Genomic DNA, 15911 nt, shown 5'->3' with positions numbered 1-15911 from the left:
AGGGCGGCGGGGCGCCGCGTCAGGCGCCCGTACCCGGCTCCGCACCGAGCAGGACGGAGACCAGCCGCGCGGTGCTCGCCCCCGAGCCACCGCGCGGCCGGTCCCCGTCCTCGTCCCCGGCGGGAACCCGCGTCATCAGCAGGTGGTGCACGGTACCGACGAGCGCGAGCGCGATCGTGCCCACGTCGGTGCCCGCCGCGACCCGCCCCGCGAGCTGCTCCGCCTCGAGGTACGCGGTGACCGAGCCCTGGATCGCGTCGAAGGCGGGCGCTCCGGACCGGATCCCCTCCTGGGTGTGCATCGCGGCCACGGCCCGGGTCATCGCCAGCCGCGCGACCGCCGGGGGAAGGGAGTCCAGCAGCGCGTCGGCCACCTCCTGGAGGTTGCCCGCGACGGTGCCCCGACCCACGAGGGCGCCCAGCCCCTCGGCCCGGCGGGCGCCGCGCGCGAACCGGTCCAGCACCAGCTCGGCGACGAACTCGTCCAGACCGGCGAAGTGCGTGTGCAGGACCCCCTTCGCACAGTCCGCCTCCGCCGTGACCGCTCGGCTGGTCAGGCCCGCCGCCCCGTCGCGGGCCACCACCCGTTCCGCCGCCGCGAAGAGCCGCTCGCGCAGATCGGGAATCGCCACTCCACGAGGTGACACAACTGCCCCTTTCCTCAGGCCCATTGCAAGTATGGGCGCTCGCCCATACTCTTTGGGCACCTGCCCATACTAGACAGGAGCCCCCATGGACCGGCCGCCCGGCACCACGCCCGCATCCACGCCCGTATCCACGCCCGCATCCACCCCGACCACCCCCAACACCGCACAGGCGCAGGCGTGGAACGGCTACGAAGGAGCCCAATGGGCCCGCGGCCAGGACCGCTGGGACGCCATCAACGACGGCTTCAACGCACCGCTGCTGGGCGCCGCCGCCATCGGCGACCTCGACCGCGTGCTCGACATCGGCTGCGGCGCCGGCCGCACCACCCGCCTCGCCGCCCGGCGCGCCCACCGCGGCCACGCCCTCGGCCTGGACCTCTCCGCCCCCATGCTGGAACGGGCCCGCGCGAGCACCGACCGCGAGGAAGTGCGCAACGCCTCGTTCGTACGGGCCGACGCCCAGGCGCACCCGTTCGCGCCGGGATCCTTCGACGCGGCCATCAGCCGCTACGGCATGACGTTCTTCGCCGACCCCGTCGCGGCCTTCGCCAACATCGCCCGCGCCCTGCGCCCCGGCGCCCGCCTCGCCTTCATCTGCGCCGCCGAACCGGCGGCCAACGAATGGCACCGGGCCCTGGCCTCCCTGCGCGGCATCCTCCCGCTCGTGGACTTCGGCGAGCCGGGGGTCCCCGGCGTGTTCTCCCTCGCCGACCCCGACCGGACCCTCGCCCTGCTGTCCGACGCCGGTTACGAACACCCCCGCGCGCAGCGCGTGGAGGTGGCCGGGGACTGGGGCGAGGACGTCGCGACCACGGCCGACTTCCTGCTCTCCTCCGGGCCCGTGCGCCACCACTTCGACCAACTCGGCCCCGAATCGCAGGAGTCGGCCCGCCACACCCTGACCGACGCTCTGCGCCCCCACCACCACGAGGGCGCGGTCCGCCTGCGCAGCAGCTCCTGGCTCATCACGGCGACCCGCTGACGCCCGGTCGCCTCGCCCGGCCCGCCCGGACTCGAACGTCCCGCGGCCCCGGCGCGGCCGCCACCGTGCCCCCATCACGGCGGCGGCCTAGCATGGAGGTCATGGACACCACGTGCGGGACGACCTGGCGGCGGCTCGTCCTCTTCGTCCCCGCGGCCGTGCTGGCCGCCCAGGCACCGCTCCTGACCAGCGCTTACGCGCTGGACGCGCCCCAGCGGCCCCTCACCGCCGCGTCGGCCCCGGCCCCGGTCCAGGCCCCGCCCCAGGACGACGCGCAACCCGCCCTCGACGCGCTCGACGAGGTGGTGCGGGGCGACTTCACCGCCGTCTCGGCGCGCTTCGACGAGACGCTCCGCCGACAGGCCTCCCCGGAACTCCTCGCGCGGTCCTGGCAGGACTACCAGCGGGCCTTCGGCTCCTACCGGTCGCACGGGGACCCCGTCCAGTCCACCTCCGGTGATCAGAGCGTCGTCCGCGTCCCCCTCGACATGGCGAAGCAACCCGGCGAGTTCCGCATCACCTTCGCCCAGGACGGGCAGGTCACGGGCCTCTACTTCCTCCGGGCGGGAGTCCCGGTCCCGAGCCCCTGAAACCGAGGTCCGGCCGCCTTCACGAGGGCGCGGGCGGTGTGGGCGGTGTCGATCACGGTGGTGCGCGAGCGGTGTGCGGCCTCCCGGGCGCGTCCGAGCGAGCGGCGGCCGGGGCCGCGGCGCAGCAGCTCCTCGTACAGGCCGAGATGCCGCTCGGCGATCCCCGCGGGATCGAAACGGGCCGCGTTCCGTCGGGCGGCCTCCCCCATCCGTCGGCGCAGCCGGTCGTCGCCCACCAGGTCGAGCAGGGCGGCCGCGACGGCCCCCGGGTCGCCGGGCGGCACGAGGCGTCCGTCGACGCGGTCCTCGATGATCTCGCGCGGTCCGACGGGGCAGTCGGTGGAGACGACGGGCACGCCGCAGCGCATGGCCTCGACGATGGTCATGCCGAACGACTCCTGGTCGGAGGTGGAGACGGCGACGGAGCCTTGCGCCCACTGCGCGTCCAACCGATCGGAGTTCCCCATGAGATGGGCGCTCCCCGTCAGACCGAGCGCACGGATCAGGGCCGTGAGGCGCTCCTTCTCGTCGCCCGTGTGGTCGCCGCTGCCGAAGATCCGTAGCTGCCAGTCGGGATGGGCCCTGGCGACCTCGGCGAAAGCGCGCAGGAGCACGTCGTACCGCTTCACCGGAGTGAGCCTGCCCGCCGCCACGATGACCCGTGCGGTGCCGTCGCAAGGGTCCGCCCGGGCCGCGGGCACGCTGTTCGGCACGGCTTCCACCCGCAGGCCGGGCGGCCCGATCCGACGGTAGGTGCGCGCGTCCGCGTCGGTCACGGTGGTGAGCGCGTCCAGCAGCCGGTAGCGGTGGCGTATCTCGTGGCGCATGCGCAGGCCGTGGCCGGCGAGCGTCAGGTGTTCCTGTCCGACCCGGATGATGCCGGGGCGGGCCTGGCGGGCGATGTGCACGTTCAGTCCCGGCCTGGTCCCCACGACCACGTCGGCCTCCAGGCGCGAGAGGTACCGGCCGATGCGTGCGTCGGTCAGGGCGCTGTACTGCTTGTGCCGGCCGTCGGCGCGGGGGAAGACCTCGGCGGGTTCGCCGTGCCGGGGGTCGTCGCCGTCGCTGCCGGGGACCGCGGCGCGCAGGTCGACCAGCGGGGTCAGACGCACGCCGGGGGGCGCACCCATGGTCGGCACCTCGCGGTGGCGCAGGGCCGAGACGATCTCGACCTCGTGCCGCTCCGCCAGGGCCGCGGCGAGGTTGAACGTCGATCTGATCGTGCCGCCGATGCCGTAGGCGTTGTGGAGGAGGAAGCAGATGCGCACGGGGCGGCCCGCCTTTCGGTCGCTGTCGGGCTCAGGGGTGGTGGCCCCGCGGCTCTCGGCCGCGCCGGTCAGCAGAATGCGCGAGATGCCCCAAAGGAAACCCAAAGAACCTAAAGATCACCTTCAGGAATCAGGACAAAGGGCATGCAAGTCTTGGGCGCATGAACGGCATCCTGGTCGTCGAGGACGATCCCCAGCTCGGCCCCGCCCTGCGCCGCGGGCTGACCGCCGAGGGCTACCGCGTCGAGCTGGTCGCCGACGGGCGGATGGGACTGGAGCGGGCCCTGACCGGCGATCACGCGGTGATCGTCCTCGACATCATGCTCCCCGGCCTCAACGGCTACCGGATCTGTTCCGCCCTGCGCGCCGCGGGCGTGGACACCCCCGTGCTGATGCTCACCGCCAAGGACGGCGAGCACGACGAGGCCGAGGGCCTGGACACCGGCGCCGACGACTACCTCGTCAAACCGTTCTCCTCCCTCGTCCTGCGCGCCCGCCTCCGCGCCCTGCTGCGCAGGGGAAACGCGGGCGCCGACGCACGGTCCGTCCTGCGCGCCGGGGACCTGTGGCTGGACCTCGCGGGCCGTCGGGCGGGCCGCGGCGCCACGGAGCTCGCCCTCACGCCGAAGGAGTTCGCGATCCTCGCCTGCCTCATGCACACACCGGACCGGCCGGTGTCGAAGGAGGCGATCCTCGACGAGGTGTGGGACCCGGCCTACACCGGCGGCACCGCCATCGTGGAGGTCTACGTCTCCACCCTGCGCAAGAAGCTCGACGCCCCCTTCGGCACCCACAGCATCGAGACCGTGCGCGGCAGCGGCTACCGCCTCGACGCCCGCCCGGACGCCCACCGTGGCTGACCGCACCCGCCCCGCGGGCGGTCGCCGCACGCCGCCGCTGCTGCGGCGGCTGCCCGCCCAGCTGCGCACCGCGCTCGTGGCGGGGCTCGCCGCCCTCGTCCTGGCCGGCGCCGCCGCGTGGTGGTTCCAGGGCTACGTCTACGACACCGTCTACCAGGAGTCCGTCCAGCGCGCGGCCGAGGAGTCCCGGCGCCTCGCCGACCAGGCGGTCTCCGGATGGAAGGAGGCCCACGGGAGCCCGCCGGGGCCCTACCTCCAGATCGACCGCACGGGCCGGGTCGTCGCCGGGGCGGGCGGCGCCCCGGACCTCGTGGGCCTGCCGGAGCTGCTCCCGCCGCCGCCCCCGGGGCCGCCCCGCGGCTGGGCCGTCGGCGGGCCGTCGGAGAGCACCGTCCGCCTCGGAGACGTCGACGAGCACGACCGCGCCCGCTTCCACCTCCCCGACGGCAGCCTGCCGTCGAGTTCCGACGGGTTCCCCGACAAACCGGCCCTGCTGGCCCACGAAGAGGCCCACTACCTCGCCCACCGCGCCGTCCGGGTCATCGCCAGACCCCTGGTCATTCCCCGAGGAAAGTGCGAGCACCCCACCGAGCCCGACGGATCGTGCCGGTCCACCCTCTACGTCCTCGTACCGCCCTACGTGGCCGAGTACGTCTCCGACGCGCTGACCCTCCCGCTCGCGGCCGGGGTCCCCGCCGCCGCGCTCGTGGTCGCCGCGACCGCCTGGGCCACCGGACGGCGCTCACTGCGCCCGGTCGAGGCGATCCGCCGCGAGGTCGCCGAGATCACCGACTCCAGCCTGGAGCGCCGAGTACCGGTCCCCGAGGGCCGCGACTCCATCCGCGCACTGGCCGAGACGACCAACACCACCCTCGACCGGCTGGAGGACGCCGTCGACCGCCAACGCCGCTTCACCGCCGACGCCGCCCACGAGTTGCGATCCCCCCTCGCGGCCCTGCGCTACCAACTGGAGACCGCCCTCGACCACCCCGACAGCATCGACCCGAACGAAGCGCTCCGGGGCGCCCTCGACACCACCCGCCGCATCCACGGCCTCACCGAGGACCTGCTCCTGCTGGCCCGCCCCGACCGACCCGCCCCCCACTCCCTGGTCGACGTCGCCGGACTCATCGGGGAACTCGCCTCCGAGTACCGGTACATGGGACATCCCGTCACCCTGGCGAGTACGCCGGACCAGGCGCCGGTCCGCGGCGACGGCCGCCAACTGCACCGCTTGCTGCGCAACCTCCTCGACAACGCCGTACGGCACGCGCGCACCACCGTGGTCCTGGACGTCACCGACGACGGTCGGACCACCACGGTCGACGTCCACAACGACGGCACCACCCTCACCCCCGACGAGTGCGAGCGCGTCTTCGCGCGCTTCACGCGCCTGGACGAGGCCCGCGACCGCGAGGCGGGCGGCAGCGGACTCGGCCTGGCCATCGCCCGCGACATCGCCCAGCGACACCGCGGAACCCTCACCGCACGCCCCAGCGAGCCCGGCCCCGGCACCACCTTCACCCTGCGCGTGCCCACGGCGGCGCCGGACCCGGGCGCGCGGACCGCCGCGAACCCCGCGCCCTGAAACGGCGCCCGGCCCGGCAGCCCGGCCCGGCAGAACCGCACGGCAGTACGGCCCGGAGCGCGGCCAGTTGGGCCATCTACGGTCCAACTACCCTGCGACGGCAGGACGTTCGGCCCTGCTCAAGATCATCGGGAATTCTTATGATCAACTCATGGAAAAGAACAAGAACTTCCGGTTAGCCTCCGCCGTCCCCGCCACCCTCTGCCTGGCCCTGGCCACCGCGGTCGCCGTCGTCCCGACGAGCGCCCAGGCCGCCCCGAGCGCCGCCGGCACCTCGCTCTCGCCCGCCGGCCACCGCTTCGAGGCCGTCGCCGCGCAGCCCGTGGTCTTCGAGGCCGGACCGATCACCGTGACCTGCGCGCGCTCCTCCTCGCTCCCGGGCAAGGACGCCGTCCACAACACGGTCCCGGCCGGGGCCGCACGCACCAACCCGACCGGCCCGGTGGCCCTGCGCATCGCCCCGCCCACCTTCCAGGACTGCACCACCGACGCGCCGGGCCTGCGCGTGGCGGTCGAGACCAACGAGGACCACGGCCCCTGGCAGGTGCTGCTCCAGCACGGCGCTCCGGCCACCGCCCGGCTGTCGATCCCCGCGGGCGGCTTCGTCCTGCGGACCGGCGGGCTGCTCTCCTGCTCGGCGACCGCGGCGCCCGGCGGCCCCGCGACCGCGGAAGGCCGTTGGCGCACCGGCGCGGCGGCGCCGGCGGTCGTCCTGGACAAGGCGGCGATCCCGGTGAAGCTGGAGGGTTCGTACTTCTGCCCGACGTCCATCACCTCGGCCGCCATCTCGGCCGAGTACACCGTCCGCGACACCACCGACCCGGCGCGGCAGATCACCGTCGGCCCCGCCTGAGGGCGCGGGCCCCGGCCCGGGTCGGGCCCGGGTCAGGGGGTGGACGGCGGGCGGTGGTGGGGTGCCACCACCCAGGTGGAGCCGCGCAGGATGTGCAGCAGCCCCTGCGAGACGAGTGCGCCCACCGCCCGGTTCACGGTGTACACGCTCACCCCGTAGTCGGCGGCGAGCCGCACGCGCGGTGGGACGCGGTGGCTGAGTCGGCCGGAGAGGATCCCGCGCCGGAGGTCCGCGGCGACCCGGTGCCACAGCGGCCCTTCGCCGTGGACCAGCACCATCGCGTGCGTGCTCACGATCCGGCGGCGCCCGACGCCCTGCCGGGTGTGCAGGGCCCGGCGGGCGAACTGCGCGGTGGTGACCGAGACCCCGTAGAGCCGTGCGATCTCCCCGACGCTCGGCGCCGGGCCGCGCGACTGCTGGAGGGCGTCCGCGACGCGCTGGTATCGGGGCCCGGCGCCCGCCCGGCGCCGGGCGGGGGCGGCGGGGCCGTTCATCGTCCGGCCCCGGTGGCGCAGTTCCGCGGACCGGCGGGCTCGTCGCACACTATTCGTCCTCCCAGAAATCGGGCGATCTGCTCGAATTCCTTACAGGGTGGTGCCGGATTCGAGATGGGGGGAAGGGTCGTAGGTCCTGGATCCGTGGTTCCGATGCCGGAATGTTGCGGTTCGATTCTGGCGGGGCGCCTCATTTCTGCCGCTCGGCTGAATTCTATCGATATGGGCGGTTCGAGCCGTTGGGTGATCCGTGTGGTCGGAAGTAAACAGTCCTGTTTTCGGTGGGACGACCGACGGGCCCCGGTGCGGACCTGTGGCACGGAAAAGGCAGTAGGTCGGTCGGGCGGCCGGCAGTGGCAAAATACGTCAGGACCAAGGGCCTCACCTCGGGGTGACCATGTGCCCGGGAATGCGCGGGACCAAGGTCCCGGATCCCGATGCGCAAGGGTCGGACGCCTCTTACTTGCCCGTCGGGGCCGATATCGTCTTTATGGACAATTTTCGACGGGGTCGTGCGGCGGATTAGCAGAATTGCCCCCCGGCATCGGATAAGGGGGACGTCTGCTGTTATGGTCCTTCTGTTATTCCGGTGTCAATCGAAGATCGTGAATGCGTTCGCGGCGGGCCAGGCGCGTGCGTGCACGATCCGAGGGCGCGGACAGGAGACGTGGCGCCGTCCCGGTCTCGTGACAGAGGAACCGGGCAGCGCGCCGCCGACCACCGAAGGTGCTTGTGAAGATCATCTCCGTGGCGACGCAGAAGGGCGGCGTCGGCAAGACCAGCTCCACCGTCAACCTGGGCGCGGGCCTGGCCCTGGCCGGGCAGCGGGTCCTCGTCGTCGACCTCGATCCGCAGGCCCAGGCGGGCACCGCGCTCGGGCTGAACCTCTCCAGCGAGGAGCAGCTCGCCCGCTCGCTCGGCTGGGTCATGCAGGGGCGGCTCCAGGGCATGCGCATGGACCTGCCCGCCATCTGGTTCGACCGCAGCGAGCTGCTCGCCGACTTCGAGGGGGCGGGCTCGCTGCACCTGCTGGCCTGCGAGGAATCCACGATGACGGCGGCCCAGGACCTGATCCACAAGAAGGGGTACCAGGCGACCCCCGTGCTGCGGCGGATGCTCCTGGAGGTCGCCTCCGAATTCGACTTCGTGGTGATCGACACCCCGCCCGCGGTGACATCGATGTCAGCCACCGCGCTGGCGGCGGCCGACTACGTGCTCACCGTGTGCGTCCCCGAATACCCGGCGCTCAAGGGCGCGGCGGCCACCCGCGGCACGGTGCGCTACGTGAAGGACCGCACCGGCGGCGAGTGCGACCCCCAGTACCTCGGGGCGATCATCAACCGGTCGAACCCGCCGTCCAAGTGGAAGATGCAGGAGGTCAACATCCGCAACGGCATGCTCGACACCGACCTGGCCCCCTTCCGGACGGACATCCGCGTCGACAACCGGATCAGCGACTCGTTCGCCTTCGGGGTCCCCGCCGTCGTCCGCTACGCCAGCTACACCCCGGGAAAGATGTACGGCGAGCTGATGGTGCAGATCCTGCGCAGGATGGGCCAGCCCCCGGAGCAGTGGGAGACGCCCGAACGCATCGAGGGCGAGGTGCCCCGTGTCTGAGGAACCGACTCCGGGCCGGGCGGCCCGCAGCAAACGGATGCCGCCGTCCTACTTCAGGATCCAGGGCAGTTCCCTGGTCAAGGACCTGCTCGCCGGTGCGGACGCGGTGGCCGGGCGCTCCTTCCTCGGCTCGGGCGGCCAGGCCCCCGGCCCGGCCCCGGTGCCCGCCCCGCCCGCGTCCCACGTACCGGCCGAGGCGGCCCACGTACCGGCCGAGGCGGCCGCGGCCGAGGCGCCCCGGGCCGACGTGCCCGCGCCGGGAGGCGTACCGGCCTCACCCGCCGCCGTGCCCCTCGGGCCGCCCGCGCCCGGGGACGCGGCGCCCGGCGCACCCGTCGACCGGCCCACCGGGCCGTGGGCGCACGGCGCCGTCCACGCGAGCTACGCCGACGCCAAGCTCCGCTCCTCGCAGTGGCGCGCGCACGGCTTCCGCATCGCTCCCGACGTGCTCGCCCGCCTCAAGACGAGGGTCAACCGGGACCGGCGCACCACCGGGAACCCGCACCTGGCCATCGGCCACTACGTCGACGCGGCCCTGCGGCACATGCCGGGCGACGTCGGCGCGCTCATCGCCATGGCCGAGGAATTCGGCACCGGTCAGCTCTGGGACCAGGAGCGGACCCAGCCGTCCACCTACCGCGTCGGCCGGCGGGCGTACGCACTGGCCTCCGGAATGAAGATGCAGCTCCAAGAGGCGGATTTCGGCCGGCGCGGCACCCAGGTGGTCTCCGCCGGAATCGAGACCTTCCTGGACGCCCTGGAGACGGAGGGGCCGCTGCGGCGGCCGGTCAAGAAGGGCTGACCGCCCGGTGGCCGACCACGGCGACCACCGGGCCGCGCGGACCACCGGGCCAGCCCCCGACCGATGGCTGCAACGATGCCTGCAACGCTGGAACGAACGATGTCTGCGACGATCGCTCCATCAATGTCACCCACACCTCACAATTCCTTGTGACAGCAGTGCCGAAAAACAATGGAAAAGCGTCTCGCTGGTGATTCCGTGGCCGATTTCCGGGCCCTGTGCGGGCTCCGGCCAATTGAGCGCCTTCGTCGTTTCTAGTGACGCGAGATTCCATTCCGTTTTGCGTTATGATCCCGCTGACGGCGAATCGCAGACATGTGACGGAGAGGGCGCTGTATGTCCCTGCCCAGTGGGAAGCTCAGTACCAGTGCTGTCGCCGCTGCGGCAGGACTCAGCGAATCGTGGGCCTGGAAGGCGCGGGACCAGGGGGTGCTCAGCGAGCCCCATTTCGAGGAGGACGTCGTCGCGCTGCGCGTCTACGCCTTCGTCTGCCAGATCGTCTGGCCCGGTACGCGCCGCCCGCGCAGCGCCCGGCAGGAGCTGGAGCTGTGGCAGCAGTCGGCGGTCGACGCCGCCCGCCGGGCCGCGAGCGACCCGGCCACCACCTCGGAAACGGCCCTGTGGGTCCTGGAGGACTCCGTCCACCTGGTGACCTCGCCCGATCAGCGGGCCTCGTTCGACCTCAAGTACCTCGGCGGGCGCTCCGCCTTCCGCATCCCGGTGGGCCTGTGGGCGTCCCAGTTGCCCGACGCGATGGCCTCGCTGGCCTCGCGGCGCCGCCGCGGCGGAAATCCCGGGTCCGCGCGGTGAGCAGGCGCGGCGTCGCCCCGTACGCGGCGCGCCCGTACGTCATTTCGGTCCCCCCTGACAACGGGGAGGCCGAAATGACGTAGGACCACGACGGCTCAGCCGTTGGGAAGACACCGGGGGTCGGGGTGTTTCGCAGTCACCCGCCCGGTGTTCCAGTCTCCGGAAGGCTTCGCAGGCCTTCCGAAGGAATCCGGCGACCGGCTTACGCCCGGTCGTCCCGGCATTCGAACCGTTCCTGCCGAACACCCGAGGAGAAGTACGAGAGTCGGCTTTGCCATGCTCTCGTCGTACGAGAAGGCTTCGCCATTTTGCACTACCGCCATGCCATTTTTCAATCAGGCCGTCTCCGGCCCGCCACCCTCCGGCAGCCGAGGGCCGACGGAGCGAACCGGTGAGCGCCCCGGGAAGCACCCGCGCCGAAGCCCCGCTGTGGACCCCGGAGGCCGGGCAGTGGCTGTCGACCTCGACGGGCCGGATCGCCCCCGACGGCTACGGCTGGATGCAGGCCGTGCACTGGGTCGCCGACGGCGGGCACTACCGCCCCCGCCGCTCCCACGGACCCGCCTTCGGCGACACCACCGTGCGGATCGCGAACGAACTCGCCCGGTTCTCCCCCTGCCGCCCCGGCGTCGACCACCTCGCGCGACGGCTCGGGCTGAGCGAGCGCACCGTCCAGTACCACCTCCAGATGCTCCGCCAGGCCGGTCTCCTCGCCTACGTCGAGCGGGGCACGCGGGTACGGGGCCGGGGCCGCCGGGCGAGCGAGTTCGCCCGGCTCGTCCCCGCCGCCTTCGACGACCGCCTCGGGGTCCGCGTCATCGGCAGCGGAGTCCGGCGCCGACCGGTCGGGATGGCCGAAGCGGGGCGGGCCGAGATGGCCGCGCTGGGCCGCAAGGCCGTCCGCAGCGCACGGCGCCGGCGCCCCCGCGCGGGCCGGGCGACCCCCTTCGGGCCGCCCGCCCCTTGCACCCCAAAGGGGGTTGCTCCTCCTGCTCCTTCCCCTACCGGTGATACTCGTCCGCCCTCTGAGGCGAAGCTCGGTCGCGGGAAAGCACCCACGTCCACCCCCGGCACGAGCGGGGCCGCACCGCTCAACGCCGTCGGGCGCCGCTTCCGGCTCGCGGCCGAACTGATCCGCCGGGTCGGCTGGCTCGGCCGCAGCTCCACCCCCCGGATCGCCTGGATCGTGCGGCACGTCGCCGACGCGGGCTGGAGCGCCGACGAGGTGATGGCCTGGCTGCACGCCCGCGGCGAGGCCGACTCCGTACGCCGCCCCTCCGGGCTGCTGGCGACCCTGCTCCAGGGCGCCGAGACCCTCCTCGACACCCCGCAGAAGCGAGCCATGGCCGTCGAGGACTGGCGGGACTCCCGGGCCGCCGGGCAGCGCCGCCACCGCGGCTGGCTGCCCGCCACGAACGCACCGCGCTCCCGCGCCGTACGCGAGCTGGTCACGACCGCCCTCGTGCCCCGGCAGCGCACCGACCTGCGCCCGGCCCCCGCCGCGCCGCGGGCGCCCCTCGACGGCCGGTCGCTCGCGCCCGCCCACACGGCCCTGCTGCGCGAGACCGCACGGGCCGAGTTCATGCTCGGGGACAGCACGCTGGTGCGCTCCGCCGTCCGGGCCTGGGGCGGCGAGCGGGCCGCCGAGGTCTACGGCGAGGAGCTGGTGCGGCGCGTGCTCGGGCTCGCCCGGGCCACCGACCGGCTGACCCTCGCGAGCCCCCGGGCCGCGTCGTGACCCCTGCCGTCGGCCCGGCCCCCCAGGGCCCCGGACCCGGCTCCGGGGCCGACCTCGCCCGGGTCGCCCTGGAGGCCGCCCGCGCGGCCGCCCGCAGCGCCGCCGAGCCGGGTGCCCGGACCGCTGCCCGGCGCGTCCGGTCGGCGGGCGGCGGCGCACGGGAGCCCGAGCCGCTGGGGGCGGTGGTGCGCGGGGTGGTGACCGAGCGGGCCTGGGGCCCCGGCCGGGGCCCCGACGGCGTGCTCGCCCGCTGGCCCGGGGTCGCCGCCGAACTGGCCGCGCACGTACGGGCCGTGGGCTTCTCGGAGGCCGAGGGCAGGCTGGACCTGCTGCCCGACTCCCCGGCGTACGTGCTGCACCTGCGGCTCCTCGGGGACGAGTTGCTGCGCCGGTTCGCCGCGCTGCCGGGAGGGGAGCGGGTACGGGAGATACGCGTCCTGGAGGCGGCTCCGCCGGGGTCGCCGGACCTGCCCGACCCGCCGGCCCTCCCGACCCAGCGGGATCCGGCGGACCCGTCGACCCGACCGCCCACGGACGCGGAGCCCTCGGCGGGCTACCGCCGGGCGTTGGCCGCGCACCGGAGGGGCCGCCGAGCCGGTCTACGGGCCCGCGGCGCCGACCCGGCGGCCGGACCGGCCGCCGGGACGGACGGGACGGACGACGCGGTCAGGCGGGATCGGTCGTGATGGTGGGCGCCTGGTCGTGCCAGACGCAGAACACGGAGACCGAGGCGGAGCCGCGGGTGAAGGTCACCCGGATCCATTTGTCCTGCACCCACCGCTGCACGGACCAACCGGGCGCGGGCGCGGCCGTGAGCAGGCTCGCGGAGTCCTTCCCGACCGAGAAGGTGACGGTGCCCCCCTCGGTGACGCGGGACCGCGTCTCTCCCCGCGGCGTCGACCGCGACGGGGAAGGGGTGTTGCCGGTGCTCCGGGACGGGCCGCTGCCCGGGTCGTTCGTCCCCGGCGGTGTGGCGGGGCCGCCGGAGTGCCCGTCCGGGTTCTGTCCACCAGTGCCGGTACTGGCCGGTGGTGAAGGGGTCGGGGTGCGCGGGGGCGGGGTGGTGCCCGGCGCGGCTTTCGGCGGTGGCGCGGGAGGAGAGGCGGCCCCGGCCGTGATCAGCAGGGCCTGCGGGGGATCGTCGACGGCCCCGTGCATGACGCTCCGGATGCCCCACCAGGAAACCGCGACCGCCGCTCCCATGGCCAACAGCCACACGGATCTGCGCAGCAATCCTGTCTCCATTGCGGCAGCGTATCCAGCGGACTTCGCGCGGCGCAAAGAAATCAATACGCCTCGTCCGGATCGGATCGTCAGGCATGTCGATCGCGCCACCCGGGCCGAAGTCCGCATTCCTTTGCCGCCGTTCGCTACCGGGAAGTCGTGCCGTACACTTCGGGCCATGGCATGTGTGCTCGTAGTCGAAGACGACCTGTTCGTGCGCTCGGCCCTCATCCGTCATCTGACCGAATCCGGCCACGTGGTGCGAAGTGCCGGAACGGCGATCGAAGCATTGCGCGAAGTGACCGCCCAGGACATCGACGTCGTCATACTCGATCTCGGACTGCCGGATCTCGACGGGTCGGAAGTCCTGAAAATGATGCGGGGGATAACCGACGTCCCCGTCATCATCGCGACCGCCCGTGACGACGAATCAGAAATAGTGCGGCTGCTCAACCGCGGCGCCGACGACTACCTGACGAAACCGTTCTCGGTGGAACAGCTCTCCGCGCGGCTCTCCGCCGTCCTGCGCCGCTCCGGCCGTGCCTCGTACGACGAGGGCCGCGCCGAGGAGACGACCCTCATCAGCGTGGGCGAGCTGCGGATCGACCCGGTCCGCCGCAGGGCGGCCCTCGGCGAGCGGATGCTGGAGCTGACCCGGCGCGAGTTCGACCTGCTCGCCTTCCTCGCGGAGCGCCCCGGCGCCGTGGTGCCCCGGCGGGTCCTGCTGTCGGAGGTCTGGCAGCAGACCTACGGCGACGACCAGACCATCGACGTCCACCTGTCCTGGTTGCGCCGCAAGCTCGGCGAGACCGCGGCGCAGCCGCGCTACCTCCACACCGTCCGCGGGGTCGGCTTCAAGCTGGAGGCGCCCGGCACGTCGGCGTGCTTCGGAGCGGGCGCCCACACCGCATGAAATGGGCCCTCGTACGGGTGTGCCTCGCGGTCACCCTGATGGTCGTCGCCGCCTTCGCGGTCCCGCTCGCCATCGCCGTCCGCGACGCGGCCCGCGACCGGGCCTTCACCGCCGCCGAGCGCGAGGGCGCCGCGATCGGTCCGGTGCTGTCCCTCACCACCGAACGCGAGCCGCTCGCACACGCGTTGGCCAGTACCCGGGCCGGGGCCGAGGGACGGATGTCCGTGCACGTGCCGGACGTACCGGTCGCCGAACTCGGCGGCACCCGGGTCCGTCCGCAGGACGTCGAGGACGCCGAGCGGCGCCGCCGGATGGTGCGGATCGCGGTCCCCGGCGGATGGGCCGTCCTCCAACCCACCCTCCTCGGCTCCTCCGGGACGGCCGTGGTCGAGGTGTTCGTGCCCGCCGAGAAGGTCACCGAAGGGGTGAGCACCGCCTGGCTGGTGCTGGCCGGGGTCGCCGTCGCGCTCGTCGCCGGATCGGCCGTCGTCGCCGACCGGCTCGGGGTCCGCATGGTGCGGCCCGCCGAACGGCTGGCCGCGGCCGCGCACGCGCTGGGCGAGGGGCGGCTCGACGCCCGCGTCCCGGAGGCGGGACCGGCCGAACTGCGCACCGCCGCGCAGGCGTTCAACACGATGGCCGAGCAGGTGCTCAGCCTGCTCGAAGCGGAGCGGGAGCTGGCGGCCGACCTCTCCCACCGGCTGCGGACCCCGCTCACCGCCCTGCGGCTGAACGCGGCCTCGCTGGGCGACGGCCCGCCCGCCGAGCAGACCCGTGCGGCGGTCGCGAAGCTGGAGGGTGAGGTCGACACGATCATCCGCAGCGCCCGCGAGCACCGTCCCTGCGCGGGCACCGGGCCGGTGCCCGGGCTGGGCTGCGACGCGGCGGCCGTGGTCCGCGAACGGCTCGACTTCTGGGCGGCGCTGGCCGAGGACGAGGGGCGGCCGGTCCGTGTCGCGGGCACCGAGGAGCCGGCGACCGTACCGGTGGCCCGGGCGGACCTGGCCGCCGCGCTCGACGTGATGCTCGGCAACGTCTTCCGGCACACGCCCGAGGGCACCGGCTTCTCCGTCGACCTGCACCGCGGCGGGGACGCGCTGATCGTGCTGGTCTCCGACGCCGGTCCCGGGATCGCCGATCCGGAGGCGGCGCTGCGGCGCGGCAACGAGGGCGGGCGGGCCGGGTCCACGGGGCTCGGCCTCGACATCGTGCGCAAGCTCGCCGAGTCGACGGGGGGTGAGGTGAGCGTCGGCCGCTCCGTGCTCGGCGGGGCCGAGGTCCGTGTCCGGCTCGGCCACGCCCCCCGCCCGAGCGGCCGCCGCCGCCCCCGCCGCGCGACCCGCCGCCACGGCTGACACCCCGCCCTCCGGGCCCGCCTCAATCGCCGGCGAGGCTGGATGTGCCCCCGTGGTGCGTCGCCCGCGCCCGCCGGTCCGCCTCAATCGCCGGCGGGGCTGGATGTGCCCCCGTGGTGCGTCGCCCGCGGCTGCCGGGGCGCCTCAATCGCCGGCGGGGCTGGACAATCC

At 74.0% G+C, this 15911-nt stretch carries 16 protein-coding genes; 12 read left to right on the top strand and 4 right to left on the bottom strand.

All coding sequences use genetic code 11. From position 1 onward, the window contains the following. Positions 1–19: 19 nt before the first annotated feature. On the bottom strand, positions 20–646 hold the full coding sequence (locus ACFWAR_RS25735) for a TetR/AcrR family transcriptional regulator (protein ID WP_385781496.1): 627 nt from the start codon (positions 644–646) through the stop codon (positions 20–22). Between the two features lie 85 nt (positions 647–731). On the opposite strand from ACFWAR_RS25735, the gene ACFWAR_RS25730 reads away from it, so the two are divergent. Beyond that, the gene (locus tag ACFWAR_RS25730) at positions 732–1628 is read left to right on the top strand and encodes a class I SAM-dependent methyltransferase (RefSeq protein WP_385781494.1); all 897 of its coding nucleotides are present in this window, start codon (positions 732–734) and stop codon (positions 1626–1628) included. A 101-nt stretch (positions 1629–1729) separates the two neighbouring features. Beyond that, positions 1730–2218 carry a DUF3887 domain-containing protein gene (locus ACFWAR_RS25725; protein WP_385781490.1) on the top strand — a complete coding sequence of 163 codons (489 nt, stop codon included), beginning with the start codon at positions 1730–1732 and terminating at the stop codon, positions 2216–2218. On the opposite strand, the gene ACFWAR_RS25720 is transcribed toward ACFWAR_RS25725, so the two are convergent. Beyond that, positions 2179–3486 (bottom strand): glycosyltransferase family 4 protein, encoded by a 1308-nt coding sequence (locus ACFWAR_RS25720; protein WP_385781484.1) that lies wholly within the window; start codon positions 3484–3486, stop codon positions 2179–2181. The genes ACFWAR_RS25725 and ACFWAR_RS25720 overlap by 40 nt on opposite strands. 161 nt (positions 3487–3647) lie before the next feature. Here ACFWAR_RS25720 and ACFWAR_RS25715 point away from each other — a divergent pair, with 161 nt between their 5' ends. The 3 genes from ACFWAR_RS25715 (at position 3648) to ACFWAR_RS25705 (ending at position 6787) form a co-directional block, all read left to right on the top strand. Beyond that, positions 3648–4346 carry a response regulator transcription factor gene (locus tag ACFWAR_RS25715; protein WP_385781479.1) on the top strand — a complete coding sequence of 233 codons (699 nt, stop codon included), beginning with the start codon at positions 3648–3650 and terminating at the stop codon, positions 4344–4346. After that, positions 4339–5934, top strand: coding sequence for a sensor histidine kinase (locus ACFWAR_RS25710; protein ID WP_385781477.1), 1596 nt, complete (start codon positions 4339–4341; stop codon positions 5932–5934). The genes ACFWAR_RS25715 and ACFWAR_RS25710 overlap by 8 nt, the downstream gene beginning before the upstream one ends. Before the next feature lie 151 nt (positions 5935–6085). Further along, entirely contained in the window at positions 6086–6787 is a 702-nt protein-coding gene (locus ACFWAR_RS25705) for a hypothetical protein (RefSeq protein ID WP_385781474.1), read from the top strand. A gap of 32 nt (positions 6788–6819) precedes the next feature. On the opposite strand, the gene ACFWAR_RS25700 is transcribed toward ACFWAR_RS25705, so the two are convergent. Then, on the bottom strand, positions 6820–7329 hold the full coding sequence (locus ACFWAR_RS25700; RefSeq protein ID WP_385781471.1) for a GntR family transcriptional regulator: 510 nt from the start codon (positions 7327–7329) through the stop codon (positions 6820–6822). 699 nt (positions 7330–8028) lie between these two features. Between ACFWAR_RS25700 and ACFWAR_RS25695 the strand changes: the two genes are divergently transcribed. The 5 genes from ACFWAR_RS25695 (at position 8029) to ACFWAR_RS25675 (ending at position 12934) form a co-directional block, all read left to right on the top strand. Further along, a complete protein-coding gene (locus ACFWAR_RS25695) occupies positions 8029–8898 on the top strand; it encodes a ParA family protein (RefSeq protein WP_385781466.1) in 870 nt (289 codons plus the stop codon). Then, a complete protein-coding gene (locus ACFWAR_RS25690) occupies positions 8891–9700 on the top strand; it encodes a hypothetical protein (protein WP_385781463.1) in 810 nt (269 codons plus the stop codon). The genes ACFWAR_RS25695 and ACFWAR_RS25690 overlap by 8 nt, the downstream gene beginning before the upstream one ends. A 336-nt stretch (positions 9701–10036) precedes the next feature. Then, entirely contained in the window at positions 10037–10510 is a 474-nt protein-coding gene (locus ACFWAR_RS25685; protein WP_385781460.1) for a hypothetical protein, read from the top strand. A 391-nt stretch (positions 10511–10901) separates the two neighbouring features. Next, positions 10902–12248, top strand: a complete 1347-nt coding sequence (locus ACFWAR_RS25680; protein ID WP_385781457.1) for a transcriptional regulator — start codon at positions 10902–10904, stop codon at positions 12246–12248. Then, on the top strand, positions 12245–12934 hold the full coding sequence (locus ACFWAR_RS25675) for a DciA family protein (RefSeq protein ID WP_385781454.1): 690 nt from the start codon (positions 12245–12247) through the stop codon (positions 12932–12934). The genes ACFWAR_RS25680 and ACFWAR_RS25675 overlap by 4 nt, the downstream gene beginning before the upstream one ends. Here the strand turns inward: ACFWAR_RS25675 and ACFWAR_RS25670 are convergent. After that, positions 12915–13493, bottom strand: coding sequence for a hypothetical protein (locus ACFWAR_RS25670; RefSeq protein ID WP_385781450.1), 579 nt, complete (start codon positions 13491–13493; stop codon positions 12915–12917). The genes ACFWAR_RS25675 and ACFWAR_RS25670 overlap by 20 nt on opposite strands. A gap of 157 nt (positions 13494–13650) precedes the next feature. Between ACFWAR_RS25670 and ACFWAR_RS25665 the strand changes: the two genes are divergently transcribed. Both ACFWAR_RS25665 and ACFWAR_RS25660 read left to right on the top strand, forming a co-directional pair. Continuing rightward, positions 13651–14385, top strand: coding sequence for a response regulator transcription factor (locus ACFWAR_RS25665; RefSeq protein WP_385781448.1), 735 nt, complete (start codon positions 13651–13653; stop codon positions 14383–14385). After that, a complete protein-coding gene (locus ACFWAR_RS25660) occupies positions 14382–15740 on the top strand; it encodes a sensor histidine kinase (RefSeq protein ID WP_385781444.1) in 1359 nt (452 codons plus the stop codon). The genes ACFWAR_RS25665 and ACFWAR_RS25660 overlap by 4 nt, the downstream gene beginning before the upstream one ends. Positions 15741–15911: the final 171 nt, after the last annotated feature.

The organism is Streptomyces sp. NPDC059917 (assembly GCF_042730635.1).
Lineage (GTDB): Bacteria > Actinomycetota > Actinomycetes > Streptomycetales > Streptomycetaceae > Streptomyces.
Note: the sequence above shows the minus strand (reverse complement) of the source record. Positions and strands in the feature narration are given on the sequence as shown.